We start from the raw sequence: 18,534 nt of genomic DNA on the forward strand, positions 1-18,534 counted from the left end.
GGAGCCCTCCGTGCAAAGTAGCGGCATTCTGTTTACCTCCCGTTGTCCTTCGCTTCGTCATTTCCACCCGCCCGCTTCCTACTGTCGGCGCTGTGCCAACACGTACGTCAGGCCCGCTGCGGGTCACGGTGATCGCCGATTCGGACACCCGGTGGAAATGGGGCGCGCTCGTCGCGCGCCGGATCGACCCCGACGCCCGGCTCGACGCGCGCCTGCTGCGGGGCCGCGCCACCCCGACGCCGCGCCAGCTCGCCGAACTCGGCATCCCCGCCGACACGATGGTCGAGCGCACCGCCGCCGAGATCCTCGCCGAGACCAGCGCCGACACCTGCGACGTCGTCGTCGTCTCCTGCGTGGGCGGCACCTGCCAGGCCCTGCTGCACGGCTTCCAGCACGCCTGGGCCGGCCGCGCCCGCCGCCCCGTCGTCGTGACCGGATACGTCGGCGTCGTCTACGAGAAGCTCACCGACGGCCTGCTGCTGCGGGCCGGCGCCGACGTCGTCCTCGCCAACAGCGCCGACGACGCCCGCCGTTTCCGCGACGTCTACGAGGGCGTCGGCCACCGCACCGGCAGCATCGTCGAGACAGCGCTGCCCTTCCTCGGCGGCGACCACTACCGGCCCGACGAGACCCGGCCCCTCACCGTCACCTTCGCCGTCCAGCCCTCGGTCCCCGACAGCCGCAAGGACCGGCTGCACCTGCTGCGCCGCGCCGTCGCCCACGCCCGGCTGCACCCGCGCCGCGAGGTGCTCGTCAAGCTGCGCAGCAAGCCCGGCGAGCACACCACGCACATCGAGGAGCAGCCCTACCAGAAGCTGGTGGCCGACCTCGAACCACCGGACAACCTGCGCCTGGTCTACGGCAACATGGCCGAGGTCCTCGACCGCACCGACCTGCTGGTGACGGTCAGTTCGACCGCCGCGCTCGAATCGCTGCACCGCGGCATACCCACGGCGGTGCTCACCGACCTCGGCATCCGCGAGTCGCTCGGCAACCACCACTTCCTCGGCTCCGGCTGCTACGCCTCGTGGGACGAGCTGGACGACGGGCACCTGCCGCGGGCCTCCGCGGAATGGACGTCCACCCACGGGGTCGACGGCGCCGCCCCGTACGCGGCCCTGCGCGGCCGGGTCGCCGCGCTCCTGGAGGAGGAGTCCCTCCCCCCGCTGGAGCCGTACTACACCCTGCGCACCGCGCCGGGTTACCTCCCCGGCGTCCTCGCCCGCCACGGCCTCGACCCCACCGGCGAGCCCGTCCCCGGCTTCGCCCCCCGCGAGGCGGGGCCCGTGCGGGCGGCTGTACGGGAGTTCGTGCGCAACTCCGCGCGCACTGCCTACCGGCAGGGGGTTCAGCGGGTAGCCCCCGCCATCCGCCGCTGGGGGCAGCTGTGAGCCGCACTCGCCGTGGGGGCTGTGCCCCGAAGGGGCGCGGGGAGCCCCCACCGGGGCGCGGGTCGCCACCGTCCGAAAGGGGCAGTTCGGTCCGCTCCGGACCACCGGCCGGTGGGTGGTTGCTCGCGCAGTTCCCCGCGCCCCTTCGGGGCGCCCTGCTCACCCTCACGACAGGAGTCACCTCATGAGCACCGAGCCGCCGGCGGCAAACCGGAGCGTTCTCGTCGTCATCCCCGCGCGCGGGGGGTCGAAGGGGGTGCCCGGGAAGAACCTCGCGCCGGTCGCGGGTGTGCCCCTCGTCGCGCGGGCGGTGGACGCCTCCCGCCGGGCGCGCCGCGTGACCGGCGTGGTCGTGTCGACCGACGACCCCTCGATCGCCGAGGTCGCGCGTACGGCCGGCGCCGACGTCGTGCTGCGGCCGGCCGCGATCGCGGGGGACACCGCGACGAGCGAGGCCGCGGTGCTGCACGCGATGGACGCGTACGAGGCGATGACCGGCGCGGAGCGGGGAAGCACCGACGTGGTGCTGCTCGTGCAGTGCACCAGCCCGTTCGTCACCGCCGAGGAGATCGACGGCGTCGTGGCCGCCGTCACCGAGGGCGGCGCCGACACCGCGCACACCGTCGCGCCCTTCCACGGCTTCATATGGCGGGAAGGCGTGGACCAGGACCCCTCCGCGTACGGCGTCAACCACGACAAGGCCACCCGCCCCCGCCGCCAGGACCGCCCGCAGGACCTGCTGGAGACGGGCACCGCGTACGCGATGCGCGCGGCCGGCTTCCGGGCCGCGGGCCACCGCTTCTTCGGGCGCACCGCGCTCGTGCGCACCGACCCCGCCAAGGTGCTGGAGATCGACGAGCCCGCCGACCTCGCGCGCGCCCGCGCCCTGGCCCCGCTGCTCGACCCGACGGCGGCCACCCCGACCCGCGACGACGTCGACGCGGTCGTACTGGACTTCGACGGCACCCAGACCGACGACCGGGTGCTGATCGACGCGGACGGACATGAGGCCGTCACCGTGCACCGCGGTGACGGGCTCGGGATCGCGGCCCTGCGCCGCGCGGGACTCCCCGTGCTCATCCTGTCCACCGAGACCAACCCGGTCGTCGCCGCACGGGCCCGGAAGCTCAACGTGCCCGTTCTGCACGGCATCGACCGCAAGGACCTCGCGCTCAAGCAGTGGTGCGAGGAGAACGGCATCGCGCCCGAGCGGGTGCTCTACGCCGGCAACGACGTCAACGACCTGCCGTGCTTCGGCCTGGTCGGCTGGCCCGTGGCCGTCGCCGGCGCCCACGACGTCGTACGGGCCGCCGCCCGTGCGATCACCACGGCCGAGGGCGGCTTCGGCGCGATCCGCGAGATCGCCGCCTGGCTCCTCGGCCCCACTCTGGCCCGCTGACCCGGCCACCACACCCCTGATCCAGTCCCGAAACCTCCTAAGGAACCACCCGTGAACTCTCCTCTCGCTTCGCTCCCGGCCAACCTCCGCAAGGTCGGCTCGCGCCACATCGGCAACGGCCAGCCCGTGTACGTCACCGGTGAGATCGGCATCAACCACAACGGCGACCTGGAGAACGCGTTCGCGCTGATCGACGCGGCCGTCGCCGCGGGCTGCGACGCCGTCAAGTTCCAGAAGCGGACGCCGGAGATCTGCACCCCGCGCGACCAGTGGGACATCGAGCGCGACACCCCCTGGGGCCGGATGACGTACATCGACTACCGCCACCGCGTCGAGTTCGACGAGGCCGGCTACCGGGCGATCGACGAATACTGCCGCAAGCGCGGCATCGACTGGTTCGCCTCCCCGTGGGACGTCGAGTCGGTCGCCTTCCTGGAGCAGTACGACGTGCCCGCGCACAAGGTCGCGTCCGCCTGCCTGACCGACGACGACCTGCTGCGCGCCCTGCGTGCGACCGGCCGCACCGTGATCCTCTCCACCGGCATGTCGACGCCGAAGCAGATCCGGCACGCGGTGGAGGTGCTCGGCAGCGACAACATCGTGCTGTGCCACGCCACCTCGACCTACCCGGCCAAGCACGAGGAGCTCAACCTGCGGATGATCAACACGCTGCGGAACGAGTACCCGAACGTGCCCGTCGGCTACAGCGGCCACGAGGTCGGCCTCCAGACCACGCTCGCCGCGGTCGCGCTCGGCGCCGTCTTCGTCGAGCGGCACATCACCCTCGACCGCGCCATGTGGGGCTCCGACCAGGCCGCGTCCGTCGAGTCGCAGGGCCTGGAGCGGCTCGTCCGCGACATCCGCATCATCGAGACCTCGCTCGGCGACGGCGTCAAGAAGGTCTACGAGGGCGAGCTGGGCCCGATGAAGAAGCTGCGCCGCGTCGCCGGTGTCGTTGCGGAGGCGGAGGCGGAGGCGGAGGCCGCCGGGGCCGGTACGGAGGCCGCCGGGGCCGACGCCGCCGCTTCCGTCTGACGCGCGGCCGAGCGCCCACGACAGAACGCCGAGCCGGCACCGAGGACACGAGGACATGGACGAGTCGAGGACGACCGCCACCCCCGACCGCACCCCCGCGCCCCACCCGGGCCACGGGACCGTCGCGCTGGTCGAGTCACCCGTGCAACTGCTCAACGTCCTGGAGTGGGCGCACATACAGCCCGGCATCCCCGCCGCCCGGGACGGCGGCCCGGGGGGTGGCGGTACGGCGGGGGGTACGGCGGTACGCGGGCGCGTGCCGGTCACCGTCGTCGTGCTCTCGCCCGCCGACCCCACCAGCCGCGGGCAGCTGCGGCGGATGGCCGAACTCGCGCGGGACGAGGGCCTGGCCGTGCGCTGGTTCGAGGCCCGCGGCAACCGCGGCGGGCTGCTGCGTACGGCGCTCGCGCTCGCGCCCACGCTGCTGCGGGTGCGGCGGCTCGTCATCGGCGACCCCTTCTCGCGGCTCGTGCAGGTTCTGCTGCCGCTGTGCCGCGCGAAGGAGCTGACCGTCGTCGACGACGGCACCGCCACGATGGAGTTCACCGCCCTGCTGGAACGCGGCGGGCGGCTCGTCCGCTGGCACCGCAGTGGGCGGCGGCGCTCGCTCGTCGAGGCCGCCTTCGGCGTCTTCGCCTCCGCCGCGCGGCGCCGCCTCACGCCGGGCGGGCGGCGGCGCGTCGAGCTCTTCAGCGCGATGCCCGCCACGCCGCCCGCCGGGATGGCGCTCACCGTCAACGCCTTCTCCTGGACCCGCGGCCGCTTCGGGCCGCCCCACGTGCTCGCGGGGACGGACCTCATCGGGACCTCGCTCGTCGAGACCGGCGTCGTCGACCCCGAGCGCTACGTCGCGGTCGTCGCGGATCTCGCGGCGCGGCATGGTGCGCGGCGGTATTTCGCGCACCGCAAGGAGGCGCAGGAGAAGCTGCACCGGCTCGCGGCGGAGACGGGCCTGGAGATCGTCCGGCCCGACCTCCCGCTCGAACTCGTCGCCCGGCGCGGGCCGGCGGGGCGGGTGATCCTCTCCTTCCCGTCGACGGTCGTCCACACGTTGCCTCTGGTGCTCGCGGGTACGGGAGTCGACCTCCGGGTCGTCGACATCGATCCGGCGTGGCTCACGCCTGCGGCGGGCGAGCGGGCGCATACGTTTCTGGCGGCGATCACGTCTTCGGCGAAGTCGCCCACTCGGTAGGGGGTGCCGCTCCGGGGCGGGGGGTTGCGGTGGTCCGCGCGACCTTCTGCCGGTGGGTGGTTGCTCGCGCAGTTCCTCGCGCCCCTGGTGTACCCGGCGGGGCATCGCGCGTTGCGTGCGGGGGGTGGGTCGGGTGCCGGCACGGGGCACCTCCTCGGAATGCGCGTCTGACGTCATGGGGGTAGGTGGCGGGTCCTGTGTGCGCATTCCTGCGGGGGCACCCCGCACCGTCCCCCTCCCGGGAGCGTTGGCGGCTGCCTGCCGGTGGGGGCGGATGTCTTGGGGACTGCGGTTAGCCCCCGACGGCGAATGCGCCCCACAGGGGGACCGTCAGACGACATCTGACTCGCACGGGTGGCTGGGGGTGGGAAACACCCCGCGCCGCCAGGCGCGGGCGCCACCGCGGTGGGCGTGTTTGCCCCCGCGTAAGGGGGACGTAACCTCGTGATCAACTCCGTAGGACAGGGTGCGGGGATGGCGGGATCTTTACGCGGCGCCGAGTCGGCGCATGCTCGGCCCATGACGGGGGAGCCGTCGGAGGGGGTCGCCCTCAAGGGGAGGCGCGGCGTCCGGCTGGCCGTGGTGACGAGTGGCGGGGTGGACGGGGATTCGCGGGCGCTGCGGGTGGCGGAGGCGGCGCGCGGTGCGGGGTATCGCGTGACGTTGGTGGGGCAGGCCCCTGCCACGGTGCGGCTGCCCGGAATCGACGTGCGGCAGGTCGGCGTCGCGGGGGTGCTGGGGAATCACCGGGTGCGGCGGCCGCGGCCGGGGCTGCGGTGGCCGCTGGCGTACCGGAGCGCGGGGGCGTACGACCACCGGACGGTACGGCTTGCGGCGGTGCGGCAGTTGCTGATGACGCGGGCGGCGGAGCTGGTCGTGGTGCACCGGCCGCTGCCGCTGCTGGCGCTGGCCCGCTGCGGGCACGCGGTGGCGTGGGTGCGGTACGGGGTGCGGGCGGGGTGGACGCGGGTGCGCGCGGCGCAGTACGTGGCGGCGGTGCGGCGGCGGCGCAGTCCGGACGCGCGGCTGGACAACCTGATGACGGATGTGGCGCGGCTGGTGCTGGGGCGCCGGGCGTGGCGGCGGCTGGACCCGGGGCTGCTGGACGAGGAGGTCGCGTACGGGCCGGTGCTGGACGCGGTGCGGCCGCAGCTGATCCATGCGCTGGGGCACCGCGCGCTGGGCGTGGCGATCCGGGCGGCGCTGCGGGCGGAGGGGTCGGGGCACCGTATCGAGGTGGTGTGGGACGCGCCGTCCCGTACGCCCGCGGCGACCCGGCGGGCGAATGTGGCGGCGGACGCGCACGAGCGGTCCTTCGCGCGGGAGGCGGACGGTGTCGTGACGGTCGGGCAGGGGCTGGCGCGCGAGTTGCGGGCGCGGCACCGGCTGGCGGCGACGCCCGCGGTGGTGCGCAACGCCCCGCCGCTGGTGGAGGGCCCGCGGGTGCCGCAGGGCGGGGTGCGGGAGCGCTGCCGGCTGGCGGCGGACGTGCCGCTGCTGGTGCACACGGGGCCGGTCGCCCCGGACCGCGGGCACGCGCTCGTCGTGGAGGCGCTGCCGAAGCTGTACGACCTGCACGCGGCTTTCGTGGTGCCCGACCCCGCGCACCCGGACCTGGCCCCGCTGCTGGACCGGGCGGCGCAACTCGGCGTGCACGGGCGGCTGCACGTCCTGCCGTACGTGCCGGTCGCGGAGATCCCGGCGTTCCTGGCGTCCGCGGACATCGGCGTGCTGCCCGTCCACAAGCTCCCGCACCACCAGCCGGTGCTGGCCACCCGCTACTTCGAATACGCCCACGCGCGCCTGCCGGTGGTCGTGAGCGACGTCCGGGCGATGGCCGCGGCCACCCTGGAGCTGGGCAACGGCGAGGTCTTCCGCTCGGGCGACACCGCCGACTTCGTCCGCGCGGTCGGCGCCGTCCTGACCAACCCGCGCCGCTACCGCAAGGCGTACGACCGGGTCGACGTCCTGCGCCAGTGGTCCTGGCAGACCGAGTCCGTCCCGCTCCTCGACCTCTACGCCCGTCTCCTGGGCCCCACGGCCCAGGAGGCGTAGCGGCCGGTCAGGGGGTCAGGGCGTCGAGGTCGAGGACGATGTCGAACGGGACGGGCCGCTTGAGCGTCCCCCGGAAGATGCCCGCGGGCGCGTACGCGCCGGTCGGCTCGTCGAGCTCGTAGACGTGGACGACGGGGCTGCCGTCCTCGTCCTCGATGCACCAGTAGTGCACGATGCCCGCCGCCGCGTACTTCTGCAGCTTGACCGTGCGGTCGCGGTGCGCGGACTCCGGCGAGACGACCTCGACGACGAGCACGACGTCCTCGGGGGCGAACCATGTGCGGTCGTCCTCGAAGGGGCGGGTCGTGAGCAGGAGGTCGGGCTCGGGGCGGTTGCGGGCATCCAGGCGGACGGTCATCTCCCGGCCGACGGAGAAGCCTTCCGGGACCTGCTGCATCAGCGCGACAGTCAACGTGGTGACGAGGTGGCCGTGCCACCACCGCTGCGGGGACATCATGAAGACGAGGGCTCCGTCGATCAGTTCGGTGTGGCGGGGCGCCTCCGGCAGGTGGTCCAGGTCCTCCGCGAACCACCCTTCCGGGCGCGGCGGCACCATCCAGTCAGGCAGTGCAGTCATGGCGCCAGCGTAGCCAAGCGGTTCAGCTATATGTGTCATCTGGTCCCAGCAGCGTGGGTGCAAGGCCACGAGCGGGAGGGGCGCCGCCTCGTAGGGGCAGGGCCGCGGGACAGGTTGGGGTGCGTGTCCGGACCCCAAATAGGTGGACATACCCCTGAGGTTAGCCAGGTATGCGCCGATCGGGGGACTTTCTCTCCACAGAGGGGCGGTATCTTCACCTTTTCTGCTCGATCGGCCCGGCCGCGGGGCCGCAGGGGCCTACCCTGACTGAGGTGAACGACTCACCCTCAGCGCCGTCCGGCGCGCTGTCCGAAGAATTGCGCGACGAGCTCATCGCCTTCCGCCGGGATCTGCACCGGCATCCGGAGCTGAGCCGGCAGGAGTTCGAGACCACCGCGAAGGTCCGGGCCAGGCTGGAGGCGGCGGGGCTGCGGCCGCGGGTGCTGCCCGGCGGGACGGGGCTGGTGTGCGACATCGGGCCCGACCGGCCCGGCGGGCGGCTCGCCCTGCGGGCCGACCTGGACGCGCTGCCGGTGACCGACCTCAAGGCCGTGCCGTACCGCTCGACCGTCGAGGGGCGGGCGCACGCGTGCGGGCACGACGTGCACACCACCGTCCTGCTCGGCAGCGGGTTGGTCCTCGCGGAGCTGGAGCGGCAGGGGAGGCTGCCGCGGCCGGTGCGGCTGGTCTTCCAGTCGGCCGAGGAGGTCATGCCCGGCGGGGCGATCGACGCGATCAAGGCCGGGGTGCTCGACGGCGTCGAGCGGATCTTCGCGGTGCACTGCGACCCGAAGGTGGAGGTCGGCAAGGTCGGCCTGCGGCAGGGCGCGATCACCTCGGCCGCCGACAAGCTGCTGCTGGCGCTGGACGGCCCGGGCGGGCACAGCGCCCGGCCGCACCTGACGACCGACCTGGTGATGGCCGCCGCGAAGCTCGCGACCGAGCTGCCGATGGTGCTGACCCGGCGGGTGGACCCGCGCGCGGGCCTGAGCATCGTGTGGGGCCGCATCCAGGCCGGGCACGCCGCGAACGTCATCCCGCAGCACGCCGAGCTGGAGGGCACCGTGCGCTGCCTGGACCTGGCGGCGTGGCACGACGCCCCGGACCTGGTGCACGAGCTGATCGACCAGGTCGCGTCGATGTACCGCGCCAAGGTCGAGATCACCTACCAGCGCGGGGTGCCGCCGACCGTCAACGAGGCGGCGTCGACCGAGATGCTGCGGGACGCCATGACCGCGCGGTACGGTCTGCACGCGGTGGAGGACACCGAGCAGAGCCTCGGCGGGGAGGACTTCGCGTGGTATCTGGAGCAGGTGCCAGGAGCGCTCGCCCGGCTCGGGGTGCGGTCGCCCGGCGACACCGCCAAGCGCGATCTGCACCAGGGCGACTTCGACGCGGACGAGGGCGCGATCGAGGTCGGTGTGAACCTCTTCACAGGGGTTGTCCTGCTGGCCTGACACGGTGTGAAGCCCCGGCTACCGGGGCTTCACCCAGCGGAAATGCGTCGATCCGATAACGGGCCTTCATTCGGTCTTTACCTGACATCTACGCGCGTTAAGCTCCCGCGTAGCCAGCGCCGGACGGGGCGCGACACAACCGAAGGGGACCCTCTTGCGCCGGGTATCCAAGATCGCTGCCGCGGGCGTGGCCACCGCGGCTCTCGCGCTGTCCGTGGCCGCGTGCGGCAGCAGCACGACGGACGACAACAGCTCGTCGAGCAACAGCAGCTCCAGCACCGGCTCGGGCGGCGCCAAGTCCAAGGGCCCCGGTATCGCGTACGACGTCGGCGGCCGCGGTGACCACTCCTTCAACGACTCGGCGGCGCGCGGCCTGGACAAGGCCGACAAGGAGCTGGGCGTGGAGTCGAAGGAGCTGACCGCCGCCAACGGCGAGACGGACTCCGACCGCGAGCAGCACCTCGACGCGATGGCGGCCGCGGGCTACAACCCGGTCATAGCGGTCGGCTACACCTACGGCCCGGCGCTGACGAAGATCGCGAAGAAGTACCCCAACACGACCTTCGGCATCGTCGACTCCGTCGTGGACCTGCCCAACGTCGACAGCATGACCTTCGCGACCGAGCAGTCCTCGTACCTCGCGGGCGTCGCGGCGGCGCTGAAGACCAAGACCGGCAAGGTCGGTTTCATCGGCGGTGTGCAGAACGCGCTGATCGGGACCTTCGACGCGGGCTTCGCCCAGGGCGTCAAGGACACCAAGCCGAACGTCCAGGTCACCCGCGAGTACCTGTACAAGAACGACCCGCGCGGCTTCAACGACGCCGCCTCCGCCGCCGGCAAGGCCCAGGGCATGCTGGACCGCGGCATCGACGTCATCTACACCGCGGCCGGCCTGTCCGGCGACGGCTCGATCCAGAAGGTCGCCGGCAAGTCCGGGGCCTGGGCGATCGGCGTCGACTCCGACCAGTACCAGGACCCGGCGCTGGCCAAGTACCAGAAGTCCATCCTCACCTCGGCGGTCAAGAACGTCGACGTGGCGGTCTACGACCTGATCGTCTCGGTCGACAAGGACAAGAAGCCGAAGGTCGGCACCAACACGTACAACCTCGCGAACAACGGCGTGTCGCTGGCCACCTCGGGCAACTTCATCGCCGACATCCAGTCCCAGCTGGACGCGGCCAAGCAGAAGATCGTCTCCGGCCAGGTCAAGGTCAGCGCGACCCCGTGACCTCGGGCGGATGACCCGGTACGGTCCGTGAGGCCCGGCAGGGACTGCTCCGGCAGCCCCTCCGGGCCTCGGCCGCGCGACAGTTCCACCCTGCCCGAGCCTTTCCCCCGAGGAGAGTGCGCCATCAACGCGTCCACGAGTCCCCCCGCAGCCCCCGCCGTCGAACTGCGCGGCATCACCAAGCGGTTCCCCGGCGTCGTCGCCAACCACGACATCGACATCACCGTCCGCAGCGGCACCGTGCACGCCCTGGTGGGCGAGAACGGCGCGGGCAAGTCCACCCTGATGAAGATCCTCTACGGCATGCAGAAGCCGGACGAGGGCACCATCGCCATCAACGGCGAGGCCGCCGACTTCCACGACCCGGGCGACGCGATCGCCCGCGGCATCGGCATGGTCCACCAGCACTTCATGCTCGCCGACAACCTCACGGTGCTGGAGAACGTCGTCCTCGGCAGCGAGAAGGCGTACGGCATCGGCGGGCGCGCCCGCGCGCGCATCAGGGAGATATCCGACGCGTACGGGCTCGGCGTGCGGCCGGACGCCCTCGTGGAGGACCTGGGCGTGGCCGACCGGCAGCGCGTGGAGATCCTCAAGGTCCTCTACCGCGGCGCCCGCATCCTCATCCTCGACGAGCCCACCGCGGTGCTCGTCCCGCAGGAGGTCGAGGCGCTCTTCGAGAACCTGCGGGAGCTGAAGTCCGAGGGCCTGACGGTCATCTTCATCTCGCACAAGCTCGGCGAGGTGCTGTCGGTCGCGGACGCGATCACCGTCATCCGCCGCGGCACCACGGTCGGCGACGCCGACCCCGGCTCCACGACCGCCCGGCAGCTCGCCGAGCTGATGGTCGGCAGCGAGCTGCCGTCGCCGGAGACCCGCGAGTCGACCGTCACGGACGAGCCGATGCTCACCGTCGAGGGCCTGCGGCTCGCCGAGACCGACTCCGACGGCGTCGAGCGCATCGTCCTGGACGGCATCGGCTTCACCATCCACAAGGGCGAGGTCCTCGGCATCGCGGGAGTCGAGGGCAACGGGCAGGCCGAACTCGTCGAGGCCGTCATGGGCATGCGGCCGGCGGACGCCGGCACGCTCACCCTGGACGGCCGCGACATCACCCGGGTGCCCACCCGGGCCCGCCGCGAGGACGGCATCGGCTACATCCCCGAGGACCGGCACCGGCACGGCCTGCTGCTGGAAGCCCCGCTGTGGGAGAACCGCATCCTCGGCCACGTCACCGAGCGCCCCAACTCCCGCGGCCTGCTCATCGACCCGGGCGCCGCGCGCCGCGACACCGAGCGCATCGTGCGCGAGTTCGACGTGCGCACCCCCGGGATCGAGGTCACGGCCGCGTCGCTGTCCGGCGGCAACCAGCAGAAGCTGATCGTCGGCCGCGAGATGAGCCACCTGCCCAAGCTGCTGATCGCCGCGCACCCCACCCGGGGCGTGGACGTCGGCGCGCAGGCGCAGATCTGGGACCAGATCCGGGCCGCCCGCCGCGAGGGCCTCGCGGTGCTCCTGATCTCCGCGGATCTCGACGAGCTGATCGGCCTGTCCGACACCCTGCGGGTCATCTACCGCGGCCGCCTCGTCGCGGACGCCGACCCGGCCACGATCACCCCGGAGGAGCTGGGCTCGGCCATGACCGGTGCCGCCGCGGGCCACCTGGAACACGAACCCGCGGGGGAGCCGGACGTACCGAAGCAGGCCGGGGGAGAGGACCGATGAAGAAGTTCGACAAGGACCGGGTGCTGCTGGGCCTGGCCGCACCCGTGCTCGCCGTGGTCGGCGGCCTGATCGTCACCGCACTGGTGCTGCTGGCCAGCGGCAAGGAACCCTTCCACGCCTTCCACCTGATGATGACCTACGGCGGCAAGTCCGACAGCCAGGTCTACATCCTCAACAAGGCGACCCCCTACTACCTGTCGGGTCTCGCGGTGGCCATCGGCTTCCGGATGAACCTGTTCAACATCGGCGTCGACGGGCAGTACCGGATCGCCGCGTTCTTCGCCGCCGCCGTCGGCGGTGCGATGTCGATCCCCGGTGTCGTCGAGATCCCGGTCATCGTGCTGACCGCGATGGTCGTCGGCGCCGCGTGGGCCGCGATCGCCGGTGTGCTGAAGGTGACCCGCGGGGTCAGCGAGGTCATCTCGACGATCATGCTCAACTCGATCGCCGGCATCGTCATCGGCTACTTCCTGCAGGACGGCCGGCTCGGCGTGACCAACAAGGAGTCGCTGAGCACCAGCACCAAGCCGCTCCCCTCGGGCAGCCACCTGTTCAACTTCACCACCCAGACCGAACCGGTCTACGGCTTCATCGTCTTCGCCGGGCTCGCGGGTGTCGTCTACTGGTTCGTGCTGTCGCGCACCCGCTTCGGCTTCGACCTGCGCGCGGTCGGCCGCTCGGAGTCCGCCGCGCAGGCCGGCGGCGTCAACGTCAAGCGGATGGTCATCATCAGCATGGTGCTGTCCGGGGCCATGGCCGGCCTCGTCGGCATGGCGACGCTGCTCAACGACGCCCACCAGTACAGCACCGAATTCCCGACCGGCATCGGCTTCACCGGTATCGCGGTCGCCCTGCTCGGCCGCAACAACCCGATCGGCATCGCCATCGGCGCCCTGCTGTGGGCCTTCCTGGAGCGCTCCTCCAACGGCCTGGAGTTCGAGGGCTACGACAAGGAGATCGTCGGCGTCATCCAGGGCGCGATCGTGCTCGCCGTCGTCATCGCCTACGAGGTGGTCCGCCGCTACGGCCTGACCCGGCAGCAACGCCAAGTCGGCGCGGAACTCGCCGCCGCAGGCACCCCGACCAAGCAGCAGGAGGTGACGGCGTGAGCGCCACCGCCGTACAGACCCCGCCGCCCGCGGCGCCGCGCGCGCCCGGAGCCAAGGCCGGACGCCGCAAGCTGTCCGTGCCCGTCCTCCTGCTGATCGTCGCCGCGGGACTCGTCCTGGTGTCCGCCGTGCGCGTCATCGCCGGCGACAACGCCACCGACGTCACGTCCTCCGGGCAGATCGCCGGAACGCTCACCGGCGCCGTACCCATCGCGCTCGCCGGGCTCGGCGGCCTGTGGGCGGAGCGGGCCGGCGTGGTCAACATCGGCCTCGAAGGCATGATGATCCTCGGCACTTTCTTCGGCGCCTGGGCCGGCTGGGCGATGAACCCGTGGATGGGCGTCGTCGCCGGTGTGCTCGGCGGCATGGCGGGCGGCCTGGTGCACGCGATCGTCACCGTCACCTTCGGCGTCGACCACATCATCGCCGGTGTCGCGATGAACATCCTGGCCGCGGGCGTCACGGCGTACATGGCCAAGCGGATCTTCAACGTCGGCAAGGCCGCGACCGAGGGCGGCACGCCCAAGCAGTCGCCGCCGATGGAGGACATGAAGACCTTCACCGTGCCGGGCCTGGCGCACTGGCTGGCCACGCTGGAGAAGCACCACTGGTTCGTGGTGTCCGACATCGCCGGTGTGCTCGGCGGGGTCGTCACCCGGATCTCGTCGCTGACGCTGCTGGCCGTGGTGCTCTTCGTCGCGACCTTCTTCGTGCTGTGGCGCACGTCCTTCGGCCTGCGGCTGCGCTCCTGCGGCGAGAACCCGGTGGCCGCGGAGTCGCTGGGCGTCAACGTCTACCTCTACAAGTACATCGCCGTCATCGTCTCCGGCGGCCTCGCCGGGCTCGGCGGCTTCTTCCTGTCGGTCGGCACGCACTTCTACCTCGAAGGCCAGACCAGCGGCCGCGGCTACATCGGCCTCGCGGCGATGATCTTCGGCAACTGGCGGCCCGGCGGGCTCGCCATGGGCGCGGGCCTGTTCGGCTACACCGACAGCCTCCAGCTGCGCAGCGGCACGGACTCCGTGCACGCGCTGCTCCTGCTGCTGGCGATCCTGCTGCTGGCCATGGCGGTGTGGAAGTACCTCCGCAAGGCGTACATCTCGGCGGGCTTCGCGCTCGGCTTCGCCGCCCTGCTGGCACTGTGGTACCTGACCACCGACTCCGTCCCCTCCGAGGTCGTGCAGGCCTCGCCGTACGTGGCCACGCTGCTGGTGATGGGCCTGTTCTCGCAGCGCCTGCGGATGCCGAAGGCGGACGGCCAGCCGTACCGGAAGGGGCAGGGCGGATGAGCCCGGACAGCGGCGCGTGCAGCGACTCCAGTGTGACCGACGTGGACTGGAAGGCGCTGCGCGCGGCCGCCCGGGAGGTCATGGAGCGGGCCTACGCGCCCTACTCCGGCTTCCCGGTCGGCGCCGCGGCCCTTGTGGACGACGGGCGCACGGTCGTCGGCTGCAACGTCGAGAACGCCGCCTACGGGGTCGCGCTGTGCGCCGAGTGCGGCCTGGTCTCCGCGCTGCACGCCACCGGCGGCGGCCGGCTCACCGCCTTCGCGTGCGTCGACCGCCGCGGTGAGCCCCTCATGCCGTGCGGGCGCTGCCGCCAGCTGCTGTGGGAGAACGGCGGCCCCGCGCTGCTGGTCGACACCGCGGCCGGGGTGCGCCCGATGAGCGAGATCCTCCCCGACGCCTTCGGGGCCGACGACCTCGGCCGGTAAGGCCCCCGCTCCGGTCCGCACGGGGCACCCCCGCGCGGACCGGACACGTACCCACCACCAGCCGCGCCCGCGGCGAGGAGCAGCCCCATGGACGTCATTTCCGTCATCCGCGCCAAGCGGGACCGCGCCCGGCTCAGCGACGAGCAGATCGACTGGGTTGTCGACGCGTACACCCGCGGCGCGGTCGCCGACGAGCAGATGTCCGCGCTCGCCATGGCGATCCTGCTCAACGGCATGGACCGCGCCGAGATCGCCCGCTGGACGGCCGCGATGATCGCCTCCGGCGAGCGCATGGACTTCTCCGCCCTCGACCGGCCGACCGCCGACAAGCACTCCACCGGCGGTGTCGGCGACAAGATCACCCTGCCGCTCGCCCCGCTGGTCGCCGCGTGCGGCGCCGCGGTGCCGCAGCTGTCCGGGCGCGGCCTCGGCCACACCGGCGGCACCCTCGACAAGCTGGAGTCGATCCCCGGCTGGCGCGCGGCCCTGAGCAACACCGAGATGCTGGACGTGCTGCGCGGCACCGGCGCGGTCATCTGCGCCGCCGGTGACGGCCTCGCGCCCGCCGACCGCAAGCTCTACTCGCTGCGGGACGTGACGGGCACGGTCGAGTCGATCCCGCTCATCGCCTCCTCCATCATGTCCAAGAAGATCGCCGAGGGCACCGGCTCGCTCGTGCTGGACGTCAAGGTCGGCTCCGGCGCCTTCATGAAGACCCTGGAAGACGCCCGCGAGCTGGCCGCCACCATGGTGGGCCTGGGCACCGACCACGGGGTGCGCACGGTCGCGCTGCTCACCGACATGTCCGTGCCGCTCGGCCTGACCGCGGGCAACGCCCTGGAGGTGCGCGAGTCGGTCGAGGTGCTCGCGGGCGGCGGCCCCGCGGACGTCGTCGACCTCACCCTCGCGCTGGCCCGCGACATGCTCGACGCCGCCGGGCTCCCCGACGCCGACCCCGCGAAGGCGCTCGCGGACGGCTCCGCGATGGACGTGTGGCGCCGCATGATCCGCGCCCAGGGCGGCGACCCCGACGCCCCGATGCCCACCGCCGCCGAGCGGCACGTCGTCACCGCCCCCGCCGCGGGCGTCCTGACCGCGCTGGACGCCTACGCGGTGGGCGTCGCCGCCTGGCGCCTGGGCGCGGGCCGCGCGCGCAAGGAGGACGCCGTCCAGGCGGGCGCGGGCGTCGAGATCCACGCCAAGCCGGGCGCCGTGCTGCGCGCGGGCGAGCCGCTGCTGACCCTGCACACCGACACCCCCGAGCGCTTCCCGTACGCCCTGGAGGCCCTGGAGGGCGCGGTGACGGTCGCCCCCGAGGGCACGGACTTCACGCCGGGCCCGATCGTCCTGGACCGTATCGTCTGAATTCCCGTGTCAAGGGCGCCTGTTCTGCGACGCAGCGGAACCGGAACGCCGCCTTGTGACATCCTCTCTGCCAGTACGGCGCCGTCAACGGCACGCGCACAGCATCCACAACGGGGAGGAAAGAACACGTGGGTGAGTTCTCGGGCATAGACGCATCAGCCCTGCAGGGAATGACGGACTCCTTCAAGAAGGACAAGGACAACCTGCGGGACCGGGCCTCGTCCTACAAGTCGGCGTTCGAGGGGCACGGGCTCGACACGTCGTCGCTGACCGAACTGGTCGGGATCTGCGGCTGGTTGGACGACCAGATGCCGATGCTGACCCGGCGCTACCACCTGGCGATCGCCGCCGACAAGGCGTATCCGGGCCACAAGGGCATGGTGCAGATCGACGAGAGCATGGTCGGCACCACCGCCCAGTCGCAGAAGGACGGCAAGGCGCTCGCCGACCAGTTCGACAAGGCCCTCGACGACGGCGACGACCCCGGTGAGGACCTGTTCGCCGACCTCAAGGCGCACGCCGACGACCCGGACTACCTCAAGGCGTTCTACGACCAGCTCGGCCCGCAGCGGCTGATGTTCCTCACGAACGACCAGGCGGGGACCCCGTACGGCCGCTACGGCGACCACCCGGACCAGGCCGCGGCCGACCGCGACATCATCGCCAAGACCTTCGGCACCTACACCAAGGTGGCCTTCGAGGGGCAGACCGCGGCGCAGAAGCAGGCCAGCTGGAACAAGTGGTTCGACAAGTCCATGTTCCCCAACCAGGCCTTCCGGGCGGACTACATGACCGCCCTGCTGCCGGGCGGCACCCAGGACAAGGACTTCCTCGTCGCCCTCGGCGACCGCGTCTGGGACGAAAAGAACCCCCAGCGCAGCGGGGCCGAGTTCATGAACGGCAGCGGCGAGGGCGCCTTCAACAACGACCACTACACGCAGCTCTTCAACGCCATCGCCGCCAACCCGGAGGCGTCCGGCGAGTTCATGGACCACAACTACGACAGCCTGCAGACGGTGATGTACCCGCACGGCCCGTGGGACCTCGGCCAGCCGCCGTCCCGCGCCCAGGCCTTCGCGGACATGCTCTCGGCCGGCACGATCGACCTCAAGTCCACGAACCGTCCGCTCGCCGAGAAGCTCACGGGCCGCATCCTCATGGACAACTACCGTCATATGAACGGTGACATGAAGGACATCCACACCTACGACCCGATCGACGTCTACTACGGCAAGCTGCTCACCGCCAACTGGAGCGACATGGTCTACGGGATCACGTCGCCGACCGGCAACAAGCTGTGGGGCGCCGACGCCACGGCGGGCGGCTTCACCGAGAAGATGTCGCAGTGGGACCAGAAGGCCTTCCTGGCCGGCCAGGACCCCAACCGCAAGGGCCTGGAGGTCGGTGCGCCGCTGTGGCAGGCGATGCTCAACGAGTCCTGCCGCGACCCCACGACCGCGGGAAACATGAGCGCGCTCTTCGACTCCTTCCGCACGCAGATCACCGAGGAAGTGAACAGCGCGGAGAAGGACACGGACGACCACGCCCAGGACTTCCGCACGATGCAGAACGGCATGATGATGAAGGCCTACAGCCAGGCCTTCGAGTACGCCAAGAGCAACATCGAGGGCGACGCCACCAAGTGGGCCGAGGGCGTCAACAGCGCGCGTACGGCGCTCATCGGCAGTGTGACGGACCTGGCGGTGGCGGGCGCCACCGGCGGGGCCACGGCCATCACCGAGCTGGGTACGTCGAAGGCGGGCGAGCTGGGCGGTACGGCCCAGGACCTGCTGGTGGACTTCGTCGCCGCCGGGATCTCCGTCAAGCCCGAGGACGCCCCGGGCGGTCTCGCCGACAAGTACAAGAAGATCAACGACGCCGAGCTGGACACCAGCTGGCAGTACAACTACCAGGCCGCGGCGAACGCGCAGCTGCACAACGGCGGCTTCAGCCCCGACGTCACCGAGCCGGTGACCATCCACCCGCGCGGCGACAAACCGATGACGTACACCGGTGACCCGAAGGGCTACATCAAGACGCCGGAGGACAATTTCCTCGACGACAAGGGCGAGGTCAAGAACGTCGACGACATGACCCCGCGCCAGCGCACCGCGTACAGCAACTGGCTCATCGACCCCGCGGTCGTCAACCACGTGGATTCGCGTGGCTTCACGCAGCAGGAGCAGTTCCAGCACCTCCAGGACGGCTGACCGGTCCCGGAGGTGGGTGAGCGCCGCCCGTACGGTCGACGGGCGGCGCTCGGTGAGCTGTTCGGATCAGGGGCGGC

Annotated in this window: 14 protein-coding genes; 13 read left to right on the plus strand and 1 reads right to left on the minus strand. The window is 72.0% G+C overall.

The window, feature by feature from the left end; all coding sequences use genetic code 11:
- Window positions 1-92: 92 nt before the first annotated feature.
- The 5 genes from ACH4SL_RS17455 to ACH4SL_RS17475 all read left to right on the plus strand — a co-directional run bounded on the left by ACH4SL_RS17455 (window position 93) and on the right by ACH4SL_RS17475 (window position 7,072).
- Window positions 93-1,391, plus strand: a complete 1,299-nt coding sequence (locus ACH4SL_RS17455; protein ID WP_398446215.1) for a DUF6716 putative glycosyltransferase — start codon at window positions 93-95, stop codon at window positions 1,389-1,391.
- Between the two features lie 184 nt (window positions 1,392-1,575).
- On the plus strand, window positions 1,576-2,790 hold the full coding sequence (locus ACH4SL_RS17460; RefSeq protein WP_398446218.1) for a cytidylyltransferase domain-containing protein: 1,215 nt from the start codon (window positions 1,576-1,578) through the stop codon (window positions 2,788-2,790).
- Window positions 2,791-2,841: 51 nt separating this feature from the next.
- Window positions 2,842-3,825: an N-acetylneuraminate synthase family protein gene (locus ACH4SL_RS17465; RefSeq protein ID WP_398446220.1), complete on the plus strand. Its 984-nt coding sequence runs from the start codon at window positions 2,842-2,844 to the stop codon at window positions 3,823-3,825.
- A gap of 55 nt (window positions 3,826-3,880) precedes the next feature.
- Complete coding sequence (locus ACH4SL_RS17470) at window positions 3,881-5,017, plus strand: hypothetical protein (protein ID WP_398446222.1); 1,137 nt, start codon at window positions 3,881-3,883, stop codon at window positions 5,015-5,017.
- A gap of 519 nt (window positions 5,018-5,536) precedes the next feature.
- Window positions 5,537-7,072, plus strand: coding sequence for a glycosyltransferase (locus ACH4SL_RS17475; protein ID WP_398446224.1), 1,536 nt, complete (start codon window positions 5,537-5,539; stop codon window positions 7,070-7,072).
- A 7-nt stretch (window positions 7,073-7,079) separates the two neighbouring features.
- On the opposite strand, the gene ACH4SL_RS17480 is transcribed toward ACH4SL_RS17475, so the two are convergent.
- Window positions 7,080-7,649 (minus strand): Uma2 family endonuclease, encoded by a 570-nt coding sequence (locus tag ACH4SL_RS17480; RefSeq protein WP_398446226.1) that lies wholly within the window; start codon window positions 7,647-7,649, stop codon window positions 7,080-7,082.
- A gap of 272 nt (window positions 7,650-7,921) precedes the next feature.
- Here ACH4SL_RS17480 and ACH4SL_RS17485 point away from each other — a divergent pair, with 272 nt between their 5' ends.
- From ACH4SL_RS17485 to ACH4SL_RS17520, 8 genes are all read left to right on the plus strand, one after another.
- Window positions 7,922-9,106: a M20 family metallopeptidase gene (locus tag ACH4SL_RS17485; RefSeq protein WP_398446228.1), complete on the plus strand. Its 1,185-nt coding sequence runs from the start codon at window positions 7,922-7,924 to the stop codon at window positions 9,104-9,106.
- Window positions 9,107-9,260: 154 nt separating this feature from the next.
- On the plus strand, window positions 9,261-10,334 hold the full coding sequence (locus ACH4SL_RS17490; RefSeq protein ID WP_398446230.1) for a BMP family protein: 1,074 nt from the start codon (window positions 9,261-9,263) through the stop codon (window positions 10,332-10,334).
- Between the two features lie 123 nt (window positions 10,335-10,457).
- Window positions 10,458-12,059 (plus strand): ABC transporter ATP-binding protein, encoded by a 1,602-nt coding sequence (locus tag ACH4SL_RS17495; RefSeq protein WP_398446663.1) that lies wholly within the window; start codon window positions 10,458-10,460, stop codon window positions 12,057-12,059.
- Window positions 12,056-13,168, plus strand: a complete 1,113-nt coding sequence (locus ACH4SL_RS17500; RefSeq protein ID WP_398446232.1) for an ABC transporter permease — start codon at window positions 12,056-12,058, stop codon at window positions 13,166-13,168. Before ACH4SL_RS17495 ends, ACH4SL_RS17500 begins: the two co-directional genes overlap by 4 nt.
- Window positions 13,165-14,457 (plus strand): ABC transporter permease, encoded by a 1,293-nt coding sequence (locus tag ACH4SL_RS17505; protein WP_398446234.1) that lies wholly within the window; start codon window positions 13,165-13,167, stop codon window positions 14,455-14,457. Before ACH4SL_RS17500 ends, ACH4SL_RS17505 begins: the two co-directional genes overlap by 4 nt.
- Window positions 14,454-14,882 carry a cytidine deaminase gene (locus ACH4SL_RS17510; RefSeq protein WP_398446236.1) on the plus strand — a complete coding sequence of 143 codons (429 nt, stop codon included), beginning with the start codon at window positions 14,454-14,456 and terminating at the stop codon, window positions 14,880-14,882. Before ACH4SL_RS17505 ends, ACH4SL_RS17510 begins: the two co-directional genes overlap by 4 nt.
- 87 nt (window positions 14,883-14,969) lie before the next feature.
- Window positions 14,970-16,247: a thymidine phosphorylase gene (locus tag ACH4SL_RS17515; protein WP_398446238.1), complete on the plus strand. Its 1,278-nt coding sequence runs from the start codon at window positions 14,970-14,972 to the stop codon at window positions 16,245-16,247.
- 170 nt (window positions 16,248-16,417) lie between these two features.
- Window positions 16,418-18,457, plus strand: a complete 2,040-nt coding sequence (locus ACH4SL_RS17520; RefSeq protein WP_398446240.1) for a hypothetical protein — start codon at window positions 16,418-16,420, stop codon at window positions 18,455-18,457.
- Window positions 18,458-18,534 lie beyond the last annotated feature (77 nt).

Source organism: Streptomyces sp. NPDC021020, assembly GCF_044333285.1.
In the GTDB taxonomy this organism is placed as follows: Bacteria; Actinomycetota; Actinomycetes; order Streptomycetales; family Streptomycetaceae; genus Actinacidiphila.